Genomic DNA, 23,741 nt, shown 5'->3' on the forward strand with positions numbered 1-23,741 from the left:
AAAAATTGATTTTTACAGCTGCATGACGTATAATATAATATCTGTTGCCAGATATTATCATATTGTCGGTATGCAGAGTTATAGGAGATATATATGATAAACAGCATGACAGGTTTTGGACGTAGCGAAAAGGTTACGGATGCATATAAGATAGTCGTTGAGATGAAGTCGGTAAATCACAGATTCTGTGATATAAACATAAAGCTTCCAAAGAAGATAAGTTTTTTTGAGACATCGATAAGAACCTATCTCAAAAAGTATATCGAGAGAGGAAAGATTGATGTATTCATTACATATGAGGACTATTCGGATGACAATGTCAAACTTAAATATAACAAGGATGTTGCAGAGAAATACATGAGCTATTTCTGCAAGATGGCGGAAGATTTTGGCATAACCAACGATGTGACACCGGCAGTGCTTGGCGGATTTCCTGATGTGTTCACGGTTGAGGAACAAGAAGTGGATAAGGATGAGCTGTGGAAAGTTCTTGAAATGTCACTGGACGAGGCGGCAGAGATGTTTGTTGCATCGAGACAGACGGAGGGTGAGAATCTCAGGAGGGATCTCCTCGATAAGCTAGACGAGATGACTGGAGCGGTGGACTATATAGAAAAGGTGTCACCGGAACTTATAGAGGAATACAGACGTAAGCTTACAGACAAGATAACAGAGGTGATTGCAGGACCGGTCATCGATGAGAACAGGATAGCTACAGAGGTCGTAATTTATGCTGATAAGATATGTGTTGACGAGGAGACCGTGAGACTTAAGAGTCACATCGACAGCACAAGAAAAATCCTTGAGGTCGGAGGCTGCGTTGGAAGAAAGCTTGATTTTATAGCGCAGGAGATGAACAGAGAGGCAAATACGATACTGTCGAAGGCGAATTCCCTTGATGTATCGGACAAAGCTATACAGCTTAAGACTGACATAGAGAAAGTAAGAGAGCAGATACAGAATCTTGAATAAAATTTTGCAGTAAACAGAGGTATTGATCATGGCGGAGAATAAGAAGAGAGGTTCGCTTATAGTTATTTCGGGATTTTCCGGTGTGGGCAAGGGAACAGTGGTAAAAAGACTTGTGTCGGATTTCGGATACAATCTTTCTGTTTCGGCCACGACTAGAGCACCTAGAGAAGGCGAAGTGAACGGAAGAGAGTACTATTTCATGGAGAGATCAGAGTTTGAGAACCTGATCGATTACGGCGGATTTATAGAGTGGACACAGTATGTGGAAAACTACTATGGAACTCCAAAGAAATACGTTGAAAAGAGCCTTGAGGAGGGCAAAGACATAATCCTTGAGATAGAGGTAATGGGCGCACTGAATGTCAAGAAGCAGTTCCCGGATGCCTTACTCATATTTATTTCAGCTCCAAGTATATCTGAACTTAGAAACCGTCTTGCGGGAAGAGGTACAGAGTCGGAGGAGACAATAATTAAACGTCTCAAAAAGGCTACAGAGGAAGCCGAGGATATGGACAAGTACGATTATGTGGTTGTCAATGATGACCTTGAGGAGTGTATACACACGGTCGACTCTGTGATCAGAAGCTATGGCTGCCGCCGGGATAACCAGCTTGGTTATATAGCTGGAATAAAAGAAGAACTTGCAGAGATAAGAAAACTCTGATAAATTATACTAGATATCTGATGCAGAATTAAAATAAGATATAAACAAGACCATTTCAAATAATCAATATAAGAAAGGGGATCTAATAATATGTTACATCCATCATACACAGATCTAATGTCAGTAGTAAACGCAGAGGTAGAGCCAGGTGAGCAGCCTGTAGTAAACAGCAGATATTCAATAGTTCTTGCAACAGCAAAGAGAGCAAGGGAGATAATAGACGGACAGGAGCCATTGGTGGCAGCTGATCCTAAGAAGAAGCCACTGTCGATCGCGGTTGACGAGGTTTATCATGGAAAGGTCAAGATAGTAGGAGCAGATGAGGAGTAATCTGTTATTGACCTGTTGATATTTGATCGATCAGTAGAGTAGGTGAATCAGAGGAGGTTGGAGCGTGAAAGCACAGCCTCCCTTTTCTATATTTCACAAGTGATACTTTCCAGCATAGTCTATATTAAACAGATATTATAGACGGCGGAGGTATTCATGCGTGCTGAATGTTTGTTTTCAGGTATCAGATACGAGCTGATAAAGGGCAGTCTTGATGCAGATATATGTGATATTGTAGATGACTCAAGACAGGTGTCTCCCAATGCGGTATTTGTGTGCAGAAGAGGCGCTGTGACAAACGGGAGAAAATACATCGGTGATGCAATATCCCGCGGCGCGGCAGGGATAATCATAACTGATGAAGTGTGGGACAGTGAGGATGTATATGATGCGGATAGCATGTCAGGATCGCTCGGCTATTATCCGGATGACTTTTTTGTGGTTGTAATGCATGATAAAAGATACAGCATTGGTAGACTGTGCAATAATTTTTGGGGATATCCTTCCCGGGAGCTCACAGTCATAGGTGTAACGGGTACTAAGGGAAAGACAACAGTCACCTACATGATGAAAAAAGTCCTAGAGACCTGTGGATGCAAGACGGGACTTATTGGAACAATAGAGGTGGACGATTGCAGCAGCCAGGTGCAGTCAGTCAACACCACCCCTGGAGTGGTACAGCTTCACAGGATATTGCACAACATGGTCTCAAATGGTGCAAGGTGTTGCGTGATGGAGGTGTCATCCCAGGGAATCATGCTGGGCAGAGTATCCGGTGTGGATTTTGATATTGGGATTTTCACAAATATATCTCCGGATCATATAGGGAAAAACGAGCATAAGACGTTTGAGGAATATATCAGATGGAAAAGCACCATGTTTTCAATGTGCAGGTATGCGGTCATAAATATGGATGATGTATATGCTCCGTGTATATGTAATGGTATACAGGTGAACGGCGCGAAAAAGTGCAGTGGGGTTATCGGATATGGTATGAACATCTGGTCAAAAGAATTGTATGATAAAATATCAGAACATATGCCTGTATATGACATACATTTTTCATTATATATCGGAGATCAGCTTGCTATGGCATACAACGGCATAACTCCGGGGACAGAATGTGAATGCGTTATGCCTGACGGAGATAGGGTTCCCATCCATATTGATATGCCGGGACTATTTAACGTATATAATGCTCTTGCGGTCATTGCAGCTGGGGATGTGCTTGGCTTTCCGAGAAGTACAGTGTCCAAGGCACTGGAGGATATATGTGTCCGCGGGCGGATGGAGTGTGCTGCCGTATACAGAGGTGCCTATGTGTATATTGATTATGCACACAATCCCGTCAGTCTTGAAAATGTATTAAAAACACTCAGATCATATTTTGGTGGAAAGATATTCTGCGTGTTCGGCTGTGGTGGAAACAGGGCAAAAAGCCGAAGAATAGGAATGGGGATGGTTTCAGGGAAAATGGCGGATCTCACTATTGTTACCAATGACAATCCGCGTTTTGAGGATCCAGAGGCTATCATGGATGATATAGAAGACGGGTTAAATGCTGCCGGAGCGGAGTACATCAGAATACCGGATAGAAAAAAAGCGATAAGATATGGGATCGTCCATGCCGTGGCCGGTGATGTGGTACTTTTGGCAGGAAAGGGACATGAGACATATCAGGATGTGATGGGGCACAGGACACATATGGATGAGAGAGAACTGATAGGGCAGATTTTGGAGGAAGAAGATGCAGGAGTTATATGCGGACGTGATAATTGATATATCCCATGAGGCGATAGATAGAGCATTTCAGTATGTCATTCCAGAGAAACTTGTATCGCAGATCAGAACGGGATGTCAGGTAAATATTCCTTTTGGCAGAGGAAATACCATGAGAACGGGATATGTCATAGGTATATCTGACCGCACAGAGTACGACAGGACAAAAATTAAGACAATAGATTCCGTGTGCACGGAGGGGATAGCTGCTCCCGGCAGACTGGTGGCCCTTGCCGGATGGATCAAGGAGAATTACGGCTCGACGATGATAAATGCGCTTCAGACTGTCATGCCGGTGAAGAAAACTGTGAGATCTGTGGTCGTCAGATATGTGGCACTTGCAGTAGATGAGACTGATGAGATCGAATATAAATATATGAAGAGAAATGCCAGGGCAAAGCTGAGACTTCTAAGGACGCTGAAAGGTGAAAATATCATCCCTATGAGTAAAGTTACAGGAGAACTTGGTGTATCTTCTGCGACGGTAAAAGCTATGCAGGAAGAAGGTGTGATCACTGTCACTGAGGACAGTTGCTACAGGAAAGTCACATCCGACGCTGTGCGCAAAGAGGCTTTCATGGCTCCTGATATAGAGCTTAACGACATACAGATGTCGATCATAAATGAATTTCAAGATGATGTTGATAAAGATGTGCACAGGACTTACCTGCTGCACGGAGTGACAGGAAGCGGGAAGACAGAGGTGTATGTGCAGTGTATCCGCAGAGTTATAGAGCAGGGAAAACAGGCCATTGTCTTGATTCCTGAGATCGCTCTAACATATCAGACTATAAAATATTTTACAAGGTATTTTGGAGAACGGGTGACTGTGGTCAATTCAAGACTGAGTAGTGGTGAGAGGTATGATCAGTTTGAAAGGGCTAAAAAAGGGGATGTCGACGTTGTTATAGGTCCCAGATCAGCTCTGTTCACACCGTTTGAAAGGCTTGGCCTGATAATTATCGATGAGGAGCATGAGAGTAGCTATAAAAGCGATAATCCACCTAAGTATCATGCCAGAGAGACGGCGATAGAGCGCGCAAGGCTTGAGGGTGCCAGTGTGATACTGGGATCGGCCACCCCATCTGTGGAGAGCTATAAAAAAGCGATGAGCGGTGAGTTTAGGCTGTGGACGATGGATGAGAGAGTGTCTGACAGGAAGATGGCGGACACGAGTATAGTGGATCTCAGGGAAGAACTCAGAAGGGGCAACAGATCCATCATAAGCGATGAACTCGCTGAGGATATAACGGACAGGCTGAGCAGGCATGAGCAGATAATGTTGTTCATCAACAAGAGAGGCTTCAACAGTTTTGTATCATGCAGAAACTGTGGGGAGGTAGTAAAGTGTCCTCACTGCGATGTGTCTATGACAAAACACATGGCGTCAAATGGGGGAAAGCTGGTCTGCCATTATTGTGGCTATACGGTTGAAGAACCTTCAAAGTGTCCATCCTGCGGCTCTAGACTGATAGGCGGATACGGCGTTGGAACAGAGAAGGTTGAACAGGAGATAAACAGGATGTTTCCTGTGGCCAGGACACTCCGGATGGACAAGGATACAACGTCTAAGAAGAATTCACATGAGCAGATATTGGAGAGTTTTGGCAGGGGAGATGCCGATATCCTCATAGGAACGCAGATGATAGTCAAGGGACATGACTTTGCAAATGTGACTTTGGTCGGAATCCTGCTTGCGGATCTCACACTTTTTGACGGGGATTACCGTGCCGGTGAAAGGACATTTGATCTGCTGACACAGGCTGCCGGACGTGCCGGAAGAGGTGATGTGCCAGGAAAGGTAGTCATTCAGACGTACAAGCCGGATAATTATGCCATAGTGGCTGCGGCAAATCAGGATTACCGTTCATTCTATGAGACGGAGAGTGCCTACCGTTCATTTATGAGATACCCACCTGAGTGGAATATGCTGGTCATAATGGCGGTCGGTGAGGATGAAGAACAGCTTGCCAATACAATGGATAGGATGTATTCTCATATAAGAGGAAATCACATGAATGTGCGGCATCTGGCGGTGATAGGCCCTGCGGAGCCTGCTCTTGCAAAGGTGAAGGATCTGTATCGGAAAGTGCTGTACATAAAGCATCGGGATTATCAGGTGCTCGTGGATGTGAAGAACTGCGTTGAGGAATGGCTTCGGGATGACGAAACTAGAGAGATAAATTCCGGTATAAATGTGTTTTTTGATTTCAATCCTATGAATATGTATTGACGAGATAAAAGAATAAAGAATAAGCAATAAATCAGAAAAAGGAGAATATAAAGATGGCAATAAGAAATATCAGACTTGACGGAGATGACATACTCAGAAAGACTTGTAGACCTGTCACAAAGATGGACGACAGGACACTCACCCTCATCGATGATATGTTTGATACGATGTATGAAGCAAACGGTGTAGGACTTGCTGCTCCACAGGTTGGAATACTCAAGAGAATAGTTGTTATAGATGTCTGTGATGACAATCCTCTGTGCCTTATAAATCCCGAGATAATCGAGGCTGACGGTGAGCAGACAGGCGAGGAGGGATGTCTCAGCCTGCCTGGGAAGTTTGGAACGGTGACAAGACCTATGCATGTTGTATGTAAGGCATACGATGAGAATATGGAGGAGTTTACGGTCGAGGGCGAGGGACTGCTTGCAAGAGCAATATGCCATGAGCTTGATCATCTGGACGGTAAGCTCTACAAGGATCTGGTGGTTGACGGTCTTCATGAGGTGGAGCAGAAGTAATTGAGAGTCAGAAGTGGGCGTATGATTTACAGGAGGAATAACGGATGAGAATTATATACATGGGAACACCGGACTTTGCAGTTAATGCACTGGTGAGTCTGGTTGATGCAGGACACGAGGTCGTTGCCTGTTATACACAGCCAGACAAACCGAAGGGCAGAAGTAAGGCGCTACAGCCTACACCGGTTAAGGTCAAGGCATTTGAGTATGGCATACCGGTATATCAGCCGGTGAAGCTGCGTGAGGCTGAAAATGTAGAGAAAATAAAGCAGTATGCCCCTGATGCCATCGTAGTTGCGGCGTATGGACAGATACTGCCTGAGAGCATTCTGAATATCCCGGCGTATGGATGTATCAATATACATGCATCTCTGCTCCCAAAGTACAGGGGAGCAGCCCCTATAGAGAGGGCGATCATAGATGGAGAGAGTAAGACCGGTGTCACAACGATGTATATGGCAAAAGGGCTTGATACCGGCGATATCATAGAACAGAGCGTCGTATCTATAATGAGTGACGATACCGGCGAGACATTGACTGACAAGCTTGCGAAGACTGGTGCGAAACTTATATTGTCAACACTTGATAAACTAGAGAATGGTACCGCCGAGAGAACGGTGCAGAACGATGATGAGAGCTGTTATGCAGCCATGCTCAGCAAAGATATGGGGGATATTGATTTTACAAAGCCAGCAGACGAGATAGAGAGACTTGTCAGGGGATTGCAGCCATGGCCTTGCGCGTTTACCAGGATAAAAGGCAAGAGTGTGAAGATATATGGCGCGTGTGTCACAGATGCACCGGAAGGTACGGAGCCGGGACAGATCACAGGTGTGACAAAGAAATCATTTGCCATTGTGTGCGGCGAGGGCGCATTGCAGATAAAGAGACTCCAGCCGGAGGGAAAGAAACCTATGGATGCCGCAGCGTTCCTTGCGGGAAACAAGCTGTGTGATGGAGAAAGGATATAGAGAGACATAATGGAGAAGAATACCCGTGAGGTGGTTCTTTCTATTCTTCTTGATATAGAAAAGAACCATACTTTTTCAAATACTGCGCTCGGTACAGCACTAAGAGCAAATCAGTTCATGAGCAAACAGGACAGGGCTTATATTACGAGGATGGTGGAGGGCGTCACGGAAAAACGCATGAGACTGGATTATATAGTTAATCAGTTCTCAAAGACAAAGATAAACAAGTGCAAGCCGCTCATAAGATGTGTCCTGAGAATGGGGACATATGAGATATTCTACATGGATTCGGTTCAGGATCATACCGCATGTAATTTGTGTGTCAAACTAGCGGCGGACCACGGATTTGGCAGTCTGAGGGGATTTGTGAATGGCGTTCTGAGGAACATAGCGAGAAATAAGGACTCAATAGTGTTTCCTGATCAGGAAAAGGATAAGCGGGCATATTATTCGGTGATGTATTCAGTGCCGGAGGAACTGCTTGAAATCCTGGAGAGGGATTATGACTATGAAACGATAGACAGGATTCTGGCAAGCGGGGACAGTGACCGCCCGACGGCTATAAGGGTGAACACGGAAAAGATAAGTGTCACGGCTTTTTCAGAGAAGCTTCGGCAAAACGGTATCACCGTGGAACGAGGATCGATGAATGATACATCACTGCTCATAAGCGGTTATGATTATATAAGAAAGGTTCCTGGATTTTTTGATGGCGAATTCGTGGTCCAGGATCAGAGTTCATGTCTTGCGGTAAAAGCTGCGGGTATCAATGAGGGTGACCTGGTGGTCGATGTATGTGCTGCTCCCGGAGGAAAGACCATGTATGCAGCCATGCTGACCGGAAGTGAAGGCCATGTCATATCCAGAGATCTGACAGACAAGAAAACGGAATTGATAGAGGAGAATATAGAGAGACTTGGACTTTCAAATGTGACGGTGCAGGTGCATGATGCAAGGGAATTTGATGAGGAGCTGACTGGTAAGGCGGATGTTGTCATAGCGGATCTTCCGTGTTCGGGACTTGGTATCATGGGTAGGAAAAATGATATAAAATATCACGTTTCCATGGAGAGCGTAAAGGAGCTTGCACAGCTTCAGCGGGAGATACTGGATACCGTGTGTCGGTATGTGAAGCCGGGGGGAACTCTTGTGTATTCAACATGTACCATAGACAGCATTGAGAACGATGAAAATGCGGTCTGGTTTGCAGATACGCATGATTTCAGCCTGTGCGGGATAGATGATGTCGTTCCAGAACATGGCGGAGAGAGAGGATTTGTGACTCTGCATCAGGGAATAGATGAATGTGATGGCTTCTTTATATCGAAATTCAGGGCAGACAGTAATAATCAGATTGGACAGGAATAGATATGTCAGATACAGGTGTGAAAAACAAAACAGAAAAAAATACAGAATGCAGTACAGACAATAATACCAATACGGAAGAGACAAAGTGTGATCTCAAGTCCATGTCGATAGATGAACTCAAGGACTGGGTGCAGGGCGTTGGACAGCCGGCATTCAGGGCAAAGCAGATATATCAGTGGTTTCATGTAAAGCTGGCGGGAAGCATTGAGGAGATGACAAATCTTCCCAAATCACTCCGCGAGCTGATGGATGAACAGAAGATATACGGTGTAAATGTTGTCACAAGACTTGAGTCGAAGGAAGACGGAACAAATAAATTCCTTTTCAGACTTCATGACGGAAATGTAATAGAGAGCGTCCTCATGAGATATAAGCATGGGAACTCAGTGTGTATATCCTCCCAGGTTGGCTGCCGCATGGGCTGCAGATTCTGCGCTTCCACGATAGGTGGTCTAGTGAGAAATCTAACAGCGTCGGAGATGCTTTCACAGATATACGAAATACAGAAGATCTCAGGTGAGAGGATATCAAATGTCGTTGTCATGGGAACAGGAGAACCACTTGACAACTTTGACAATTTGGTCAGGTTCATAAAGATGCTGACGGATGAGAACGGGCTCAACATAAGCCAGAGAAATATAACGGTTTCAAGCTGCGGTCTGGTTCCGGAGATAAAGAGACTTGCGGATCTGGATCTGACGATAACATTTGCACTGTCGCTTCACGCACCAAATGATGCGGACAGGCGGGAACTCATGCCGATTGCGAACAGATACAGCATTGAAGAGGTGTTAGATGCCTGCAGATATTATTTTGATAAGACTGGCAGGAGGATCACATTTGAGTATTCACTGGTCAAGGGACAGAATGACAGCCCTGAAAAGGCGCGCGAACTTGCGGCTCTCATAAAAGGAATGAACTGTCATGTCAACCTTATACCGGTCAATCCAATAAAAGAGAGAAGCTTCGAGCGGGCGGATAACACTTCCATAGAAAACTTTAGAAAGGTGCTTGAGAGCAGGCAGATAACTGTAACAGTCAGAAGAAGTATGGGGCGGGATATAGATGCTGCATGCGGACAGCTGCGTCGAAAGTACGAGGAACAGGGTGGGATGGACTTTAAATAGGTTCATCTTGTTCTTTTTTATGTCTTGTGATAAAATAGGCAAGGTGGCGTATCGGATTATATTTTAAGATGTTGGAGAACGATATAGAATATGAAATCAGTTGGAATAACAGATGTTGGCAAGAAGCGTTCCATGAACCAGGACAGTATCTTTTATACAGATGAGGCAGTAGGACCTGTCCAGAATCTGTACATTGTTGCGGATGGAATGGGAGGTCATAAGGCAGGGGACGTTGCTTCCAGGACAGCGATAGAGGCTGCAACAGAATATATACGTGAGAGCGAGACAAGGAACCCTGTTACACTTTTGAAGAGATCTATAATATATGCAAATGACAAGGTGTATAAGCTTGCACTCAGCGATCCTGACGATTATGCCGGTATGGGTACAACATTTGTAGCTGCGATTATAGATGATGGAACTATGTATGTTGCCAATATAGGTGATAGCAGATTATATATAGTAAACAGTGAAATAAAACAGATAACAATGGATCATTCGCTAGTTGAGGAACTCATCAGGAATGGTCAGTTAGACAGGAATAAAGGACGAAATCATCCGGAGAAAAACATAATTACAAGAGCGCTGGGCATAGGGGATGGCGTTGTTCCTGATTTTTTTGAGGTCGAGCTCGCATCAGATGACAAGGTGTTGCTCTGTTCTGATGGATTGTCCAATATGATAGAGGACGATGAGATAAGAGACATCATTTCGGGTACTGATGACCTGAATGAGGCCTGCAGGAAACTGATAGACAGAGCTAATTACTATGGCGGTAAGGATAATATATCCGCTGTTGTGGTTGCTATAGATTGGGAGGAATAGTTGGTATGTTGAATCCGGGAACGATGCTCAGTGGTCGATATGAGATCATTGAGATGGTTGGCTCTGGCGGTATGTCAGAGGTATATAAGGCTAAATGCCATGTACTTAACAGGTTTGTTGCGATAAAGGTTCTCAAGCCAGAATTCAGTTCAGACGTTAATTTTGTCACTAAGTTCAGGATTGAGGCACAGTCAGCAGCAGGTCTTTCTCACCCTAACATTGTCAATGTGTATGATGTGGGAGAGGACAACGGAGTATATTATATAGTAATGGAGCTTGTGGAGGGTATAACTCTCAAGGAGTATATACAGAAGCATGGCAGGATAGAACCTAAGGAGGCGATAGATTTTGCCATACAGATTGCCCAGGGCGTTCAAGCTGCACATGAGCATCATACTATTCACAGAGATATAAAGCCGCAGAATATAATACTTGCAAACAATGGAACACTCAAGGTGACGGACTTTGGAATCGCGAAGGCCGCATCGTCAAGCACAACAACAACTAATGCTATGGGAAGCGTGCATTACATATCACCAGAACAGGCGAGGGGTGGTTTCAGTGATGAGAGAAGTGATATATATTCTCTTGGTATTACACTGTACGAGATGCTCACAGGTCACGTTCCATTTGAGGGAGAGAACAATGTGGCTATAGCACTTATGCATATCCAGAGTGAGATGGTATCACCTAGAGAATATTATCCAGATATACCTACAAGTCTGGAAAAGATCATAAGAAAGTGTACACAGAAGAAGCCTGAGAGAAGATATCTCACAGCGAATGCACTTATTGCAGATCTATACAGAGTTAAGGAAAATCCGAATATCGACTGTATAGTAGTTCCAAAACAGACAGTCCCTTCATCTCCGACAATCGAGATGACCAAGCAGGAGATGGAGATGATAAAGACTGGACGACAGGTAGATGCGGCTGCAACACAGGAGGTTCCACCTGCAAGGCCAAAAACATCTGAGATACAGGTCAACAGACCGGTTATGAAACCGTCACAGTTTGATGACCTGTTCCCAGATGACGATGATCCGGAAGATGAGGTAAGCGAAAATGATATAGGCGATGACTATCAGAATGATGATGAGCCGGAACATGATGAGGATCTTGATCCAAGACTCAAGAAGATCATAACAGTAGCGAGCGTTGCCATAGCTGTTGTTCTTGCTATTCTGGCACTTGTCGTCATAGGCAACATAGCGGGATGGTTCCCAGGCGGTCTGTTTGGTGGCAAGGCTACGACAGAGAAGACAACGGGATCAGACGTGCTTGCACCTACAGATGCCCTGTCAACGACAGAGCAGGAGACTATACCGATGGTCAATGTGGTAGGACTTTACAAGACTGCTGCTGAGGAGCAGATGAAGAAGAATGGTTTTACAAACTATACATTCAAGGAACAGACAGATGCGACCGTTGAAAAGGGATATGTAATATCCCAAAGTGTAGATGATGGAACAGCCATAACAAAAGATACAGCGATAACGATAGTGATATCTTCTGGAAAAGAGATGACAAGTGTACCTAATGTAGTCAATTATGAGGACAGTCAGGCTACCACACTTTTGGAGGAGGCTGGGCTGAAGGTTACACATGGATATGCATATGATGACAATGTTGAGAAGGATCATGTAATATCCTCTGATCCTGTTGCTGGAACAGAGGTGGAAGAGGGATCAACAGTAAAGATAATCATCAGCAATGGTAAGGAACAGAAAAAGGTTGTGGTACCGAACCTTGAGGGAATGAGTGAGGCTGATGCGGCTGAAAAACTCACAGAGTTAAACCTTGTGGGGGCACCTACGTATGAGTATAGTGATACTGTAAAAGAGGGGCAGGTAATATCGCAGGATCCAGTGGTTAACACAGAGGTTGATGAGCAGAGTACAGTTTCATATGTTGTGAGTAAAGGTCAGGAGAAAGTCACATATTCAGTTGCGTTTAGCGGATCACTTACAAATACTGAATTTGACTTTGACACATTTGGAAAAGTAAATGTAAGCATATCTTATACCATAGGCAGGGAGAGTTATTCAGTGTACAGTGGTTCAGCCGGTGCAGGTGATTTCCCACTAAGTATTGATGGCGTTCAGGGGCTTACAGGAATAGAGACAAACAGTGGTACGTTTACAGTGACCATAACCGATTCGGAGGGAATCGATGTGACTTCAAGCTTTAATACCGGAGGATTGTCAGCAACATTTACACAGGAGAGCGGAGAATAAGTGGCAGCGGAAACAATAACAGGAAAGATAATCAAAGGAATAGGTGGATTCTACTATGTCGATGCCAGAGATGGCGTGCTTTATGAGTGCAAGGCCAAGGGCGTGTTCCGCAACAAGAAGATAAAGCCGCTTGTGGGTGATAATGTCAATATAGAGATAATTGATTCAGAGAAAGATCTAGGTAATATCGTTGAGATATTGCCTAGATTTAACTCGTTAATAAGACCTGCTGTTGCAAATGTTGATCAGACGATAATAATATTTGCGGTGAGCGAACCAGAGCCTAATTTCAATCTGTTAGACAGGTTTCTGGTAAGTATGGAAAAGAGCGATGTAAAGACTATAATATGCTTCAATAAAACGGATCTGAGTCCTGACAATATGGAAACTTGTAGATCGTACAGCAAGAGCGGTTACGAGACGCTGTTTATAAGCGCCAGGGAGAATGAGGGCATCGAAGAACTCAGAGAACTTCTAAGGGACAGGACGACCGTCTTTGCCGGACCTTCTGGTGTTGGAAAGTCATCGACGTTAAATGCTATCAAGCCAGAGGCAGAGGCACAGACTGGTGCGGTGAGTGAGAAGATCAAACGAGGGAAACACACCACGCGTCATTCGGAGCTCATGCATATCGAGGGGGACACATATATTATGGATACCCCCGGATTTTCTTCCCTTTATGTGGATTCAATAGAGCCTGAGGATCTGAAAGAATATTTTCCAGATATCGCTGTCTACACAGGAAAGTGCAGATTTAATATGTGCAATCATATAAGTGAACCTGACTGCCTTGTCAGGAAAGCTGTTGAGGACGGGGAGATAAGCCGGGTGCGGTATGACGACTATGTCATGATATACAACGATTTAAAAGAAAAGAGGAAATGGTAAAATGGGTAAAGAGATAATTCTATCACCTTCATTATTGTCAGTGGATTTTGCTCATATCGCGGATGGGATAAAGGAACTTGACAGGGCGGAGGTTCCTGCACTTCATCTTGATGTTATGGATGGAGCTTTTGTGCCGAATATATCATTTGGAGCCCCTGTTATAAAGTGTCTCAGAAAAGAAACGAATATGATCTTTGATGTACATCTTATGGTCGAGGAGCCGGTGAGATATATCGATGATTTCAAGAAAGCGGGAGCGGACTGGGTTACAGTACATGCTGAGTGTTGTAAGCATCTGCACAGAACGATCACAGCTATAAAGGAAGCCGGGATGAAGGCCGGTGTTGCACTCAATCCGGCAACGCCTGTTTCAGTCATCGACTATGTGCTTGACGAGGTGGATATGGTTCTGGTCATGAGTGTCAATCCGGGATTTGGTGGACAGTCGTTTATACCATCTTCACTCAGGAAGATCGTTGAGGTAAGGAAGCTTATTGATGAGAGAAATCTTGATGTCCGTATAGAGGTTGACGGAGGTGTCAATCTAAAAAATGTCGGTGAAGTAATAAAGTCCGGAGCGGATGTAATCGTTGCAGGCTCTGCAGTGTTTAATGGAGATATCTACGAAAACAGCACGAAATTTATGGAAAAATTCAGAGAGCGTGGATCTGATGGAGCAGAGAGATAGATGAATAGTTATATTATAATAACGGGTGGCAGAGTCGACCTGCAGTCGTTGAAGGGTATCATGGACAGACATATGGGAGATTATTCGGAAGACCATATGGATGACAGCACAGTGATCGCCGTTGACAAGGGCCTTGAGGTGTGCAACAAGATCGGGATCGTGCCGGATGTCATAGTCGGTGATTTTGATTCTGCCAGCTCAGTGGTTGTGGGCGTGTACAGGAAGATGGCTGACAAGAAGGGATCTATAAAGTTTATTGATCTTGACACACACAAGGATTTCACAGATACACATGTGGCTCTCATATACGCGATGGATAACGGTGCCACTGATATATATATAGCCGGTGCGACTGGCACACGTATGGACCATACAATGGCCAATATCGGGCTTTTAAAGGAATGTGCAGACAGAAGAGTGAATGCCTATATCGAGGATGACCACAACGTGATAACGATGATTGCCGGAAGTGCGACGGTCGACCGTATTGAAGGATTTGATTATGTATCGCTTATACCATATGGAGGACCGGTTGCCGATGTAACCCTGAAAGGTTTTGAGTATAATGTGGAGGATTTCACATTTGATATCGGTGACAGCCGTGGAGTGAGCAATACGATAAGTGCCGACAGCGCCAGGATAGAGTTTGAGGATGGCTACATGATAGTTATATACAGCAGGGATTGATATGTATAATATATAGCATGGTTGGATAAACAGAATACATAAAATAAAACGTACACATGAGCAATATGATCCGTGTGTACGTTTTGTTTTATGTCTTAGTTATGTGTACGATACCGATTTCTTAACCTGTCGGTGTAATTTATTTTTTCTTGGAATTTTTGCTGTTCTTACCAGAGTATTTTCCGTCGATTTTCTGTTTGATCTTTTCATGTTTTTCCGCTGCTTTACTCTTGGCTGAGGATTTCTTCTTTCCATCCTGACCGGCTGATGATTTGTCCTTTTGCTTTGGCTTGTCAGAGGCAGCCGGTACAGTGACAGCAGATCCATCTGATAAGTTATCTGAGTCTGATATGGCCACAGCAGGTTCTTCTACAGCAGGTTCATAGTCAGTTGTCATCTCACGCAGACTGTTGTCGAAGTTCTCAGCTATAGGATCCTCGTACATGGAAGAGTAGTATACATACAGTGCCTTGTATTCCTCGGATGTTTTGTAGCCTGTGATATATATGTGACCATGCATCTCGTCCATATGGGTTCCTCTGATCTTCTTTGCAATATGAAGACCTATATTCTTACAATGGCTTCCTATACGGTCAAGACTTGTGAGGATATCCACAAGGGCAAAACCGCCGGGAATGCCACATTCACCGACCTGAAGTCTGATTACATGGTGATCCTTTATAAGTTCTGTTATCTCACTTATGGTTTGGGCAAGAGGCTCGATCCTTGAGATTGCCTGAAGGTCATCCTCCTTGAAAGCACTGAGTGTCATGTCTATGATATTAGCAGTTGCCTTGAGAGCCATCTCGATCTCTTTCATACCCTGATCGGAGAAGCTGATCTTCTGTTCATGTATGTTTCTCGATACCACAAGAAGATTCTCACAGTGGTCGCCGATACGCTCCATATCACTTAAGCTGTTGAGAAGTTCAGACACATCAAGACGCTCAGCTCTTGACATATTGTTCTGCGAAGTGACCTTGAGAAGAAAGTTATTGAGTGAACTCTCACATTTGTCTATGAAATCCTCGTTTTCCTCAAGCTTTGCTGCCTCCTCCTCGTTGTACTCAGATATGAGCTTTCTGGCTATATCAAAATTCTCTCTGATACAGTCAGCCATGGCAAACATTACGTTTCTTGCCTGGGATATCGCGATAGCAGGAGTGGCGATGAGTCTTGGGTCGAGAGTAGCAAGCTCCTTGTCAATCTTGGATTCCTCCTCATCTTTGATGATCTTTCCAGTAATCTTTGCTACCTGGTTAGAAAATGGCAGAAGAATCAAACTCGTGATGAAGTTGAACATAAAATGTACATTTGCAATATTACCACGGTTTACGACCTTGGCCATAAAAGGCATATCGATGAACAGCTGGAGACCGTAGATGACAACTACGAAGAATACGGCTCCAAATATGTTGAACATGAGATAGGAGAGAGAAACTCTCTTTGCTTTCTTGTTTGCGCCGATTCCGCCAAGAATGATAGTCATACACTTACCGATGTTCTGACCTATTATAATAGGTATGGCGGTTCCGTATGTGACGACTCCGGTTGAGGATATTGCCTGGAGTATACCGACTGAAGCCGACGAGCTTTGTATTATAGCAGTCAGCACAAGACCTATGAGTATTCCGAGTAATGGATTGTTGAATGAAGTGAAAAGGTTTTGGAAACTTTCTGATTCTTTGAGCGGAGCAAATACACCCTCCATGGTGTTCATACCGAGGAAAAGGATGCCGAGACCGACAAGAATGCTGGCAACATCACGTTTCTTGTTGTTGCTTGTAAACAGTATGATAAAAGCACCTATACATATAAGGATAGGAGCAAATGAAGACGGTTTTAAAAGTTTAAGTATAAAACTGGTCTCAGACAGATCTCCGAGACGCAGAATCTGGGCTGTCGCTGTACTACCGATATTCGCACCAAATACAACCGGGATAGCTTGTCCCAGCTTCATGATTCCAGCATTTACAAAGCCAATGAGCATGATGGTGGTTGCCGCCGAGCTTTGGATTATAGCGGTGACAGCAGTACCGAGAGAGAAACCTTTGATCGTTCCGGTGAACTGGTTTTTGCCTGTTGTGAGTTTTTCAAGAACCTTCTCAAGACTTCCTCCTGCCAGATTTTTTAGAGAGGCGCCCATGAGATTCATTCCGAACAGGAATAAGCCTACACCTCCAAGCAATGTTAAAATAGAAAAAAAGTCCAAAATTAATGCCCTCCTGAGTAAAATATCTTTTACTTTAACAGTATAAAGTAAATAACATGTAATGAATATGTAAAAAGCCCATTTATATCCGATTATATCACAATAGTAGTTTTTGTACTATTGAAAAAAATAATACAAATAATATTAACATTTCGTCAAATGTACCAACAAATTTGATGGTGGCGGTGAGCTTACAAGTGTGATAGAATGAGCGCGAAGTGAGAGATTTGAAAAATCATTATGGGAGATAGATATGTCAGTTTTCACAGATAAGAGAGTGTTTGGAATAAAGAGAAAAAATGCCAGCGGTTTGTCAACGGCAGGACAGGTATGTGCAAATGATATCATACTATGGGTAATTTTCCTGCTGCCGGTCAGCATTGTACTGCACGGAGCTGGGCAGTGCTTTGTGGCGATAGGACTGTTTGCCGGAAATGTAATTGGCTGGATATTTCTTTCAAAACGCATGAATTCATATGTAGAAATATCAAAAAAGAAGATACACAATGCGCCGGAGCTGTTTGCGGCAAGGTATGACTCGTGGCTGCTCAAGGACATTGTTTCGGTCATCTGGATAGTTACACTCGGACTGATCCTTGTATCAGTTCTAAAAGTAATAGTGTCGGTGGCTGCCTATTTTATGAATATGGATGAGTGGATATGTATGGCTATCATCGTGGCATTTCTTGTGTTTGCAACCATTCTCATTGACAACAGGCTTATGGGCATCATAAAGACAGTGGTGTTCATTTTGGTTATAATAGCATGTTTTGTTATGATAGGTCTTGTATTTTACAGAATGGATGTGTGGGAGATACTGGACAATTATAGGCGGGCAAGACTTTCCGGTGGAACAAGCACATACCTCAATATCCTGTACTATGATGGCGATACTGTGAATGCCGGAAGTGCTGTCTCCATGGCGGGGGTAGGACTTGGATGTATAGCCATGCCGCTTATGTATAAAGGGGTTATCAATATACAGAATGTGAAGGAGCTGGATGCCGGCAGAATATGGGCGATAGTATTTGAAGGATTCACCATAATATCCAGCTGTGCCCTTGCACTGCTGGTCGTGCCGGTTCTATATCCTGGAAGGATATCGGCATATATGAATTCGTTTCAGGTATATAACCTGATGCTCAAGCGGCTGCTCGGAGAAAACGAGCATGCAGATATCATAAGGCTTGTTGTCCTTATGATATTCATTCTGGCTGTCGTCGTTATGCTGGAATCATTTATGAGAACGATATGCGAACACATAAGAGGAATAGTTCCATCCATAAAAAAGGCCGGGAGAGGACTGAAGCTTGCAATAGATATAACAGTGGTGGTGCTCACAGGAGTGATTCTTCTGGCATTTGGAATATTTGTTGAGTATGACAGAGAGCGGATGATCACACTCAGCTGGGGAATGTGTACCGCGGCGCTTGCGGCACCGCTGATGCTTAGCCTCATGTACAGACATTCTACAAAGGCTGGTGTGTATGTGGGTATAATATCCGGAATGGCATCATTTATAGTGTGGAATTTCATTTCGCTTATACACGGGGAGACACTGAAGGCATATTTGGACCTCAGCGGTGATGTTGCTGGATTTGCGGTGAGTTTCATACTGACCGTTCTAGTAAGTGTATGTACTCGGAAGAATTCAGAAGAAGAACTCAAGGATTTCGACCGCATGGTGGAGGAACAGCGATAGTGGCGTGCGGATAGATGTAGATAGCAGAGTGAAAAGATATAAGGCGGAGGACGAAGTGTTTGAAGTACAAGATAGCCTGTGTTGGTAAAATAAAAGAGGATTATTTCACGAAACTGATAGATGGGTACCGCAAGGAGATAAACAAAAGGGACAGTCTAGAGATATGTGAAGTCCCTGACGAGAGAATCCCCCAGAAAAATGGAGATCGGGTAAATTCTATTATACTTAATGCTGAGGCAGCGAGGCTGAAAAATGTGATCGCACCGGAGGATTACGTCATAGTACTTTGTATAAATGGAAAGAAGATGTCCACGGCAGATCTTACAGAACAGGTGAGAAAGGCTGAGGAGAGAGATCAGAGAACTGTTACGTTTGTGATAGGAGGATCCCTTGGACTTGCCAATGATATCATGAAGCTGGCTGATTATAAGATGAGCGTTTCGGATATGACATTTCCACATCAGCTCATGAGAGTTGCCTTGACAGAGCAGATAATGATCGTCTCAGAGTATCTTCATAAGAGTTCATAAGCAATCATGAACAATCATTTGTGGTATGTTATGTTGTTCAGGATCGTGTAGGCTCTGTAGACCTGTTCACTGAGGAGAAGCGCGGTCATCTCATCCGATGGCTTTATGGTGCAAACTGCAAATACATCCATATGGTTTGTGTCCTCTGATGGATAACCGATGTAGTAGTTCAGCTTTGAAGTGCCATTTGTGGTCACAGCGTTTATCTGACTGGCAAAATCCTCTGATGATATGGTGCGTGCAGAGCCTGTGCTGGTAGAATCGGAGATGGACTGATATTCCTCATATCCGTGATTCCAGTTCCCATATCCGTATGAAACGACCTTTTGAGATGCCTGTATTACGGCGTAATGGGCGCTGTTGTGTCCAGGTGTATATTTTACATGTCCCGGTGCACACACTATCTTCATATTACAATAAGGGGACAGTCTCTTTACATATTCAGCTATCGCGCTGCTGCACAAAGGGTTGATTTTTTTCTGATTAACGTATATGTTTATATCCATGTGATTTTCTCCGTATATTCGACATAATCAATGCTGATATGTAATTATATATTATTTGGGAGAAAATGCATAGTATAAGAAATTGTATATGGAGGAAGATATGCGTAAAAAACTGTTGGCACTTGATATTGATGGCACACTTACAAATACACAGAAGGATATAACACCTGAAACCTTGAAGAAGATAATAGAGGTTCAGGAGAAAGGGCATGTCGTTGCGATAGCATCGGGACGTCCGTTGCCGGGGATACGGAAGATCGCAGACATCATACAGCTCGACAGATTTGGCGGATATGTTCTGGCATTTAATGGTGGAAGGATAGTCAATTATAAGACGGGTGAGGTAGTATATCAGGCTGCTCTCGACAATGAGATCGTCAGAGATATATATGATTATTGTCTGAAGGTCGGCTGTGGTATGGTGACATATGACGGCGATCGTGTCATCACGGGAACAGATATAGATGGATATATGACATTTGAGGCCAGCATAAATCATATGGAACTCATGCGTATAGATGATTTCAAGGAGTATATAGATTTTCCACTGAACAAATGTCTGCTCACCGCAGAACCTGACAAGGCGGAGAAGATAGAGGAAGAACTTGTGTCCAGATTCGGAGATAAGGTTACGATATTCCGTTCTGAGCCATATTTTGTAGAGATTATGCCGCAAAATGTCCATAAGGCGACGTCGCTTGAGAAGCTCCTGGGTGTTCTAAATATGGATGTCAGGGATCTTATCGCATGTGGTGACGGTTATAACGACCTTACTATGATAGAATATGCAGGTGTTGGTGTTGCCATGGCAAATGCACAGGATATAGTGAAGAAACATGCCGATTATATAACACTTTCCAATGATGAGGACGGTCTGGTTCCAGTGGTGGACAAGTTTATTCTCGGAGTAGAAAATATTTAATATATGTGAAATATCAGTATTGCGTTGAATTTGAGTTTTTTTTGTAGTAAAATGCAATCCTGTATGAACAATTAAGACATAAAAGACAGCTGATAACAAAAAATACCTGCTACGTGTATAGTTGTAGGGATAATATATTGATATTTAGGAGAAAACTATGAGAAACAGCAATGGCGGTCGGGACAACAGAAAATCGAACCGTGATCAATACAGAAAGCCGGATTACGCAGGTGAGATGTTGTTTGACGACGAAGAAGACTATGATGATGACGCTGATTATGATGTCGTTGACGATATGAAGGCTCACAATGACGACTACAGCGACAGCGCATTTGGTCCTGATGCAGATAACTATGATACGGATGATGACGCATGGCATGATGATGTGGCGGCTGCGGATGATGATCCGTCTGATGAAGATGGATATTATGACGAAGAATATGATGATACAGAAGACTGGCAGGATATGAAAGATAGTAAAAGAAAAAAGAAAAACAGAGTATGGGGAATCATACTAGCTCTAGAGATAGTGACAGCGATAGTTATAGGCGTTCTGTTTGTGAAGTCATATATCAACAACACATACAGCAAGATGCAGTATAACGAGCTTAAGAACACTCACATCAACGAGGATCTTAATGAAGAATCGGTCAAGAAGATGACGGGATACACAAATATAGCCCTGTTCGGTATAGATACAAGGGATTCAGGAATGGTCGATGACGGCGTAAGATCAGACAGTATAATAATCTGCAGTATCAACAATGATACTCAGGAGGTCAAGCTTCTCTCAGTATACAGAGACACCTACCTGGAGCTTTGCAATGACAGCCAGTCATATGAGAAGGCTGCCCATGCATATGCATATGGCGGAGCACAGGGAGCTGTAAACATGCTCAACAAGAACCTGGATCTCAACATAACAGACTATGTTGCTGTCAATTTCACTGCGCTGACAGAGGCGATAGATGCGCTCGGCGGTATCGATGTCGAGCTCAAGGAGGAAGAACTTTATAAGCTTAACCAGTGTATCGATGAGCAGATGGGTGTAAATGGAATTTATTCTGACTATGTGTATGACACAGGAGTCGTACATTTGAACGGTGTGCAGGCGACAGCTTATTCAAGAATACGAAGCACCGATGAGGGTGATATAACGAGAACATGGAGACAGCGAACGGTCATATCAAAGATGATCGAGGCAGCAAAGAGCGCAGGTCTTTCAAGATTACTCGACTGTATCAACGTTGTAGTTGACGATGTTGCATCGAGCCTTACAGAGAGTGAGATAATGGACATGGCTAAGTCATGCTTCAATTACAAGCTCTCGACTACTACCGGTTTCCCATTTACCATCGCAAGCCCGACTATGAATGATGTGAGCTATGTGGTTGCGTGTGATCTTGCAACAAATGCCACAGCACTTCACAGATTCCTGTTCAACGACAGTAATTACACACCTTCAGCAACAGTCCAGAATATCAGCGACAATATCGTTAATGAATCAGGATATGGCAATCAGCTGGATCTGGATACGTTCACAGTTGAGGATGATGTGGATTCGATTGTGAATACAGAGTCAGATGATTATTGATATAAATAATAGTAAAATATCAGATGTCCTGCCCGCAGTCATGCAGATGACTCGGACGGGACATTTGTCGTATATGGACTTTCATGGCAGTGGATTTATAGGTGTAATATAATTAGTTTTTTTAGTAGGTCATATAGCTGGTTTTTTTGTTTGAATTATGCTCTGTATGTGATATACTATCTAAGAATGTGCAGAGAGATGAAATATAACATTTATAATATTGCAAAGGATGGATATGCATTATGGAGAACGCTAATAATATCAAGATGGACAGAATACTTCTCAAGATGAGCGGTGAGGCACTTGCCGGTGACAAGAAGCACGGATTTGATGAGACAACAGTAAAGGATGTATCAAATCAGGTAAAGCAGATCGTTGACAAGGGCATACAGGTGTGCGTAGTTATCGGAGGAGGTAACTTCTGGAGAGGAAGAACATCTGATAATATGGATAGAGTAAAGGCAGATTCTATAGGAATGCTTGCCACAGTCATGAACTGTATTTACACAGCGGATAGTTTCAGAAGCTGCGGTATAAAGACTCATATCATGACACCATTTATCTGTGGAAACATGACAGAGCTTTTTGATAAGGATAAGGCAATAGATTATATGGAGCAAGGAGATGTGGTTTTCTTTGCCGGTGGAATAGGTCATCCATATTTCTCAACAGATATGGCTACAGTACTCATGGCGATTGAGGTAGGCGCAGATGTTATCCTGTCCGGTAAGGCTATCGACGGAGTTTACGACAGCGATCCGAAGACCAACCCAAATGCAAAGAAGTATGATTCGATGAAGATGAGCGATATCGTGGACAACAAGCTTGGCGTTATAGATCTTGCGTCAGCGGTTCTTGCAATGGAGAACAAGATGCCTATGATGCTTTTTGGACTTGGTGATGAGAACAGTATAGTGAAGGCTGTTACAGGGGGATTCACAGGAACATACGTCAGAGCAGAATAGTTTCAATAAAATAAATTAAG

21 protein-coding genes are annotated in these 23,741 nt (G+C 43.6%); 19 read left to right on the plus strand and 2 right to left on the minus strand.

What is annotated here, in order from left to right; all coding sequences use genetic code 11:
• Positions 1-93 precede the first annotated feature (93 nt).
• The 14 genes from NQ536_RS05625 (at position 94) to NQ536_RS05690 (ending at position 15,290) form a co-directional block, all read left to right on the plus strand.
• Positions 94-972: a YicC/YloC family endoribonuclease gene (locus NQ536_RS05625; protein ID WP_004853143.1), complete on the plus strand. Its 879-nt coding sequence runs from the start codon at positions 94-96 to the stop codon at positions 970-972.
• Between the two features lie 28 nt (positions 973-1,000).
• Complete coding sequence (gene gmk / locus NQ536_RS05630; protein WP_004853141.1) at positions 1,001-1,636, plus strand: guanylate kinase; 636 nt, start codon at positions 1,001-1,003, stop codon at positions 1,634-1,636.
• Positions 1,637-1,726: 90 nt separating this feature from the next.
• Complete coding sequence (rpoZ, locus tag NQ536_RS05635; RefSeq protein ID WP_022059444.1) at positions 1,727-1,966, plus strand: DNA-directed RNA polymerase subunit omega; 240 nt, start codon at positions 1,727-1,729, stop codon at positions 1,964-1,966.
• A 156-nt stretch (positions 1,967-2,122) separates the two neighbouring features.
• Positions 2,123-3,745: a UDP-N-acetylmuramoyl-L-alanyl-D-glutamate--2,6-diaminopimelate ligase gene (locus tag NQ536_RS05640; protein WP_004853138.1), complete on the plus strand. Its 1,623-nt coding sequence runs from the start codon at positions 2,123-2,125 to the stop codon at positions 3,743-3,745.
• Complete coding sequence (gene priA / locus NQ536_RS05645) at positions 3,714-5,978, plus strand: replication restart helicase PriA (protein WP_004853136.1); 2,265 nt, start codon at positions 3,714-3,716, stop codon at positions 5,976-5,978. The genes NQ536_RS05640 and priA overlap by 32 nt, the downstream gene beginning before the upstream one ends.
• Before the next feature lie 53 nt (positions 5,979-6,031).
• Positions 6,032-6,499: a peptide deformylase gene (gene def, locus NQ536_RS05650; protein ID WP_004853133.1), complete on the plus strand. Its 468-nt coding sequence runs from the start codon at positions 6,032-6,034 to the stop codon at positions 6,497-6,499.
• 44 nt (positions 6,500-6,543) lie between these two features.
• Positions 6,544-7,470, plus strand: coding sequence for a methionyl-tRNA formyltransferase (gene fmt / locus NQ536_RS05655; protein ID WP_004853131.1), 927 nt, complete (start codon positions 6,544-6,546; stop codon positions 7,468-7,470).
• Positions 7,471-7,479: 9 nt separating this feature from the next.
• A complete protein-coding gene (rsmB, locus tag NQ536_RS05660; protein WP_004853129.1) occupies positions 7,480-8,838 on the plus strand; it encodes a 16S rRNA (cytosine(967)-C(5))-methyltransferase RsmB in 1,359 nt (452 codons plus the stop codon).
• 2 nt (positions 8,839-8,840) lie between these two features.
• The gene (gene rlmN, locus NQ536_RS05665) at positions 8,841-9,965 is read left to right on the plus strand and encodes a 23S rRNA (adenine(2503)-C(2))-methyltransferase RlmN (RefSeq protein WP_004853126.1); all 1,125 of its coding nucleotides are present in this window, start codon (positions 8,841-8,843) and stop codon (positions 9,963-9,965) included.
• 90 nt (positions 9,966-10,055) lie between these two features.
• On the plus strand, positions 10,056-10,790 hold the full coding sequence (locus tag NQ536_RS05670) for a Stp1/IreP family PP2C-type Ser/Thr phosphatase (protein WP_004853123.1): 735 nt from the start codon (positions 10,056-10,058) through the stop codon (positions 10,788-10,790).
• A 5-nt stretch (positions 10,791-10,795) separates the two neighbouring features.
• Positions 10,796-13,027: a Stk1 family PASTA domain-containing Ser/Thr kinase gene (gene pknB / locus NQ536_RS05675; protein ID WP_004853122.1), complete on the plus strand. Its 2,232-nt coding sequence runs from the start codon at positions 10,796-10,798 to the stop codon at positions 13,025-13,027.
• A 15-nt stretch (positions 13,028-13,042) separates the two neighbouring features.
• On the plus strand, positions 13,043-13,915 hold the full coding sequence (gene rsgA, locus NQ536_RS05680; RefSeq protein WP_044998350.1) for a ribosome small subunit-dependent GTPase A: 873 nt from the start codon (positions 13,043-13,045) through the stop codon (positions 13,913-13,915).
• A gap of 1 nt (position 13,916) precedes the next feature.
• Positions 13,917-14,603 (plus strand): ribulose-phosphate 3-epimerase, encoded by a 687-nt coding sequence (rpe, locus tag NQ536_RS05685; RefSeq protein WP_004853117.1) that lies wholly within the window; start codon positions 13,917-13,919, stop codon positions 14,601-14,603.
• Entirely contained in the window at positions 14,604-15,290 is a 687-nt protein-coding gene (locus tag NQ536_RS05690) for a thiamine diphosphokinase (protein WP_004853115.1), read from the plus strand.
• 139 nt (positions 15,291-15,429) lie between these two features.
• Here the strand turns inward: NQ536_RS05690 and NQ536_RS05695 are convergent, their stop codons facing one another.
• The gene (locus tag NQ536_RS05695) at positions 15,430-17,502 is read right to left on the minus strand and encodes a Na/Pi cotransporter family protein (RefSeq protein ID WP_022059449.1); all 2,073 of its coding nucleotides are present in this window, start codon (positions 17,500-17,502) and stop codon (positions 15,430-15,432) included.
• Between the two features lie 253 nt (positions 17,503-17,755).
• Here NQ536_RS05695 and NQ536_RS05700 point away from each other — a divergent pair, with 253 nt between their 5' ends.
• Together NQ536_RS05700 and NQ536_RS05705 are read left to right on the plus strand one after the other, a co-directional pair.
• Entirely contained in the window at positions 17,756-19,204 is a 1,449-nt protein-coding gene (locus NQ536_RS05700) for an SLC5/6 family protein (RefSeq protein WP_004853110.1), read from the plus strand.
• A 59-nt stretch (positions 19,205-19,263) separates the two neighbouring features.
• Positions 19,264-19,734 (plus strand): 23S rRNA (pseudouridine(1915)-N(3))-methyltransferase RlmH, encoded by a 471-nt coding sequence (locus NQ536_RS05705; protein WP_004853108.1) that lies wholly within the window; start codon positions 19,264-19,266, stop codon positions 19,732-19,734.
• A gap of 14 nt (positions 19,735-19,748) precedes the next feature.
• Here NQ536_RS05705 and NQ536_RS05710 read toward each other — a convergent pair whose 3' ends face one another.
• Positions 19,749-20,240 carry a 23S rRNA (pseudouridine(1915)-N(3))-methyltransferase RlmH gene (locus tag NQ536_RS05710; RefSeq protein ID WP_004853106.1) on the minus strand — a complete coding sequence of 164 codons (492 nt, stop codon included), beginning with the start codon at positions 20,238-20,240 and terminating at the stop codon, positions 19,749-19,751.
• Between the two features lie 100 nt (positions 20,241-20,340).
• Between NQ536_RS05710 and NQ536_RS05715 the strand changes: the two genes are divergently transcribed.
• The 3 genes from NQ536_RS05715 to pyrH all read left to right on the plus strand — a co-directional run bounded on the left by NQ536_RS05715 (position 20,341) and on the right by pyrH (position 23,721).
• Positions 20,341-21,162, plus strand: coding sequence for a Cof-type HAD-IIB family hydrolase (locus tag NQ536_RS05715; protein ID WP_044998336.1), 822 nt, complete (start codon positions 20,341-20,343; stop codon positions 21,160-21,162).
• Positions 21,163-21,319: 157 nt separating this feature from the next.
• Positions 21,320-22,756, plus strand: coding sequence for an LCP family protein (locus NQ536_RS05720; RefSeq protein ID WP_004853103.1), 1,437 nt, complete (start codon positions 21,320-21,322; stop codon positions 22,754-22,756).
• Positions 22,757-22,998: 242 nt separating this feature from the next.
• Complete coding sequence (gene pyrH, locus NQ536_RS05725) at positions 22,999-23,721, plus strand: UMP kinase (RefSeq protein ID WP_004853100.1); 723 nt, start codon at positions 22,999-23,001, stop codon at positions 23,719-23,721.
• Positions 23,722-23,741: the final 20 nt, after the last annotated feature.

The sequence above is a fragment of the Coprococcus eutactus genome (assembly GCF_025149915.1).
GTDB lineage: Bacteria > Bacillota > Clostridia > Lachnospirales > Lachnospiraceae > Coprococcus > Coprococcus eutactus.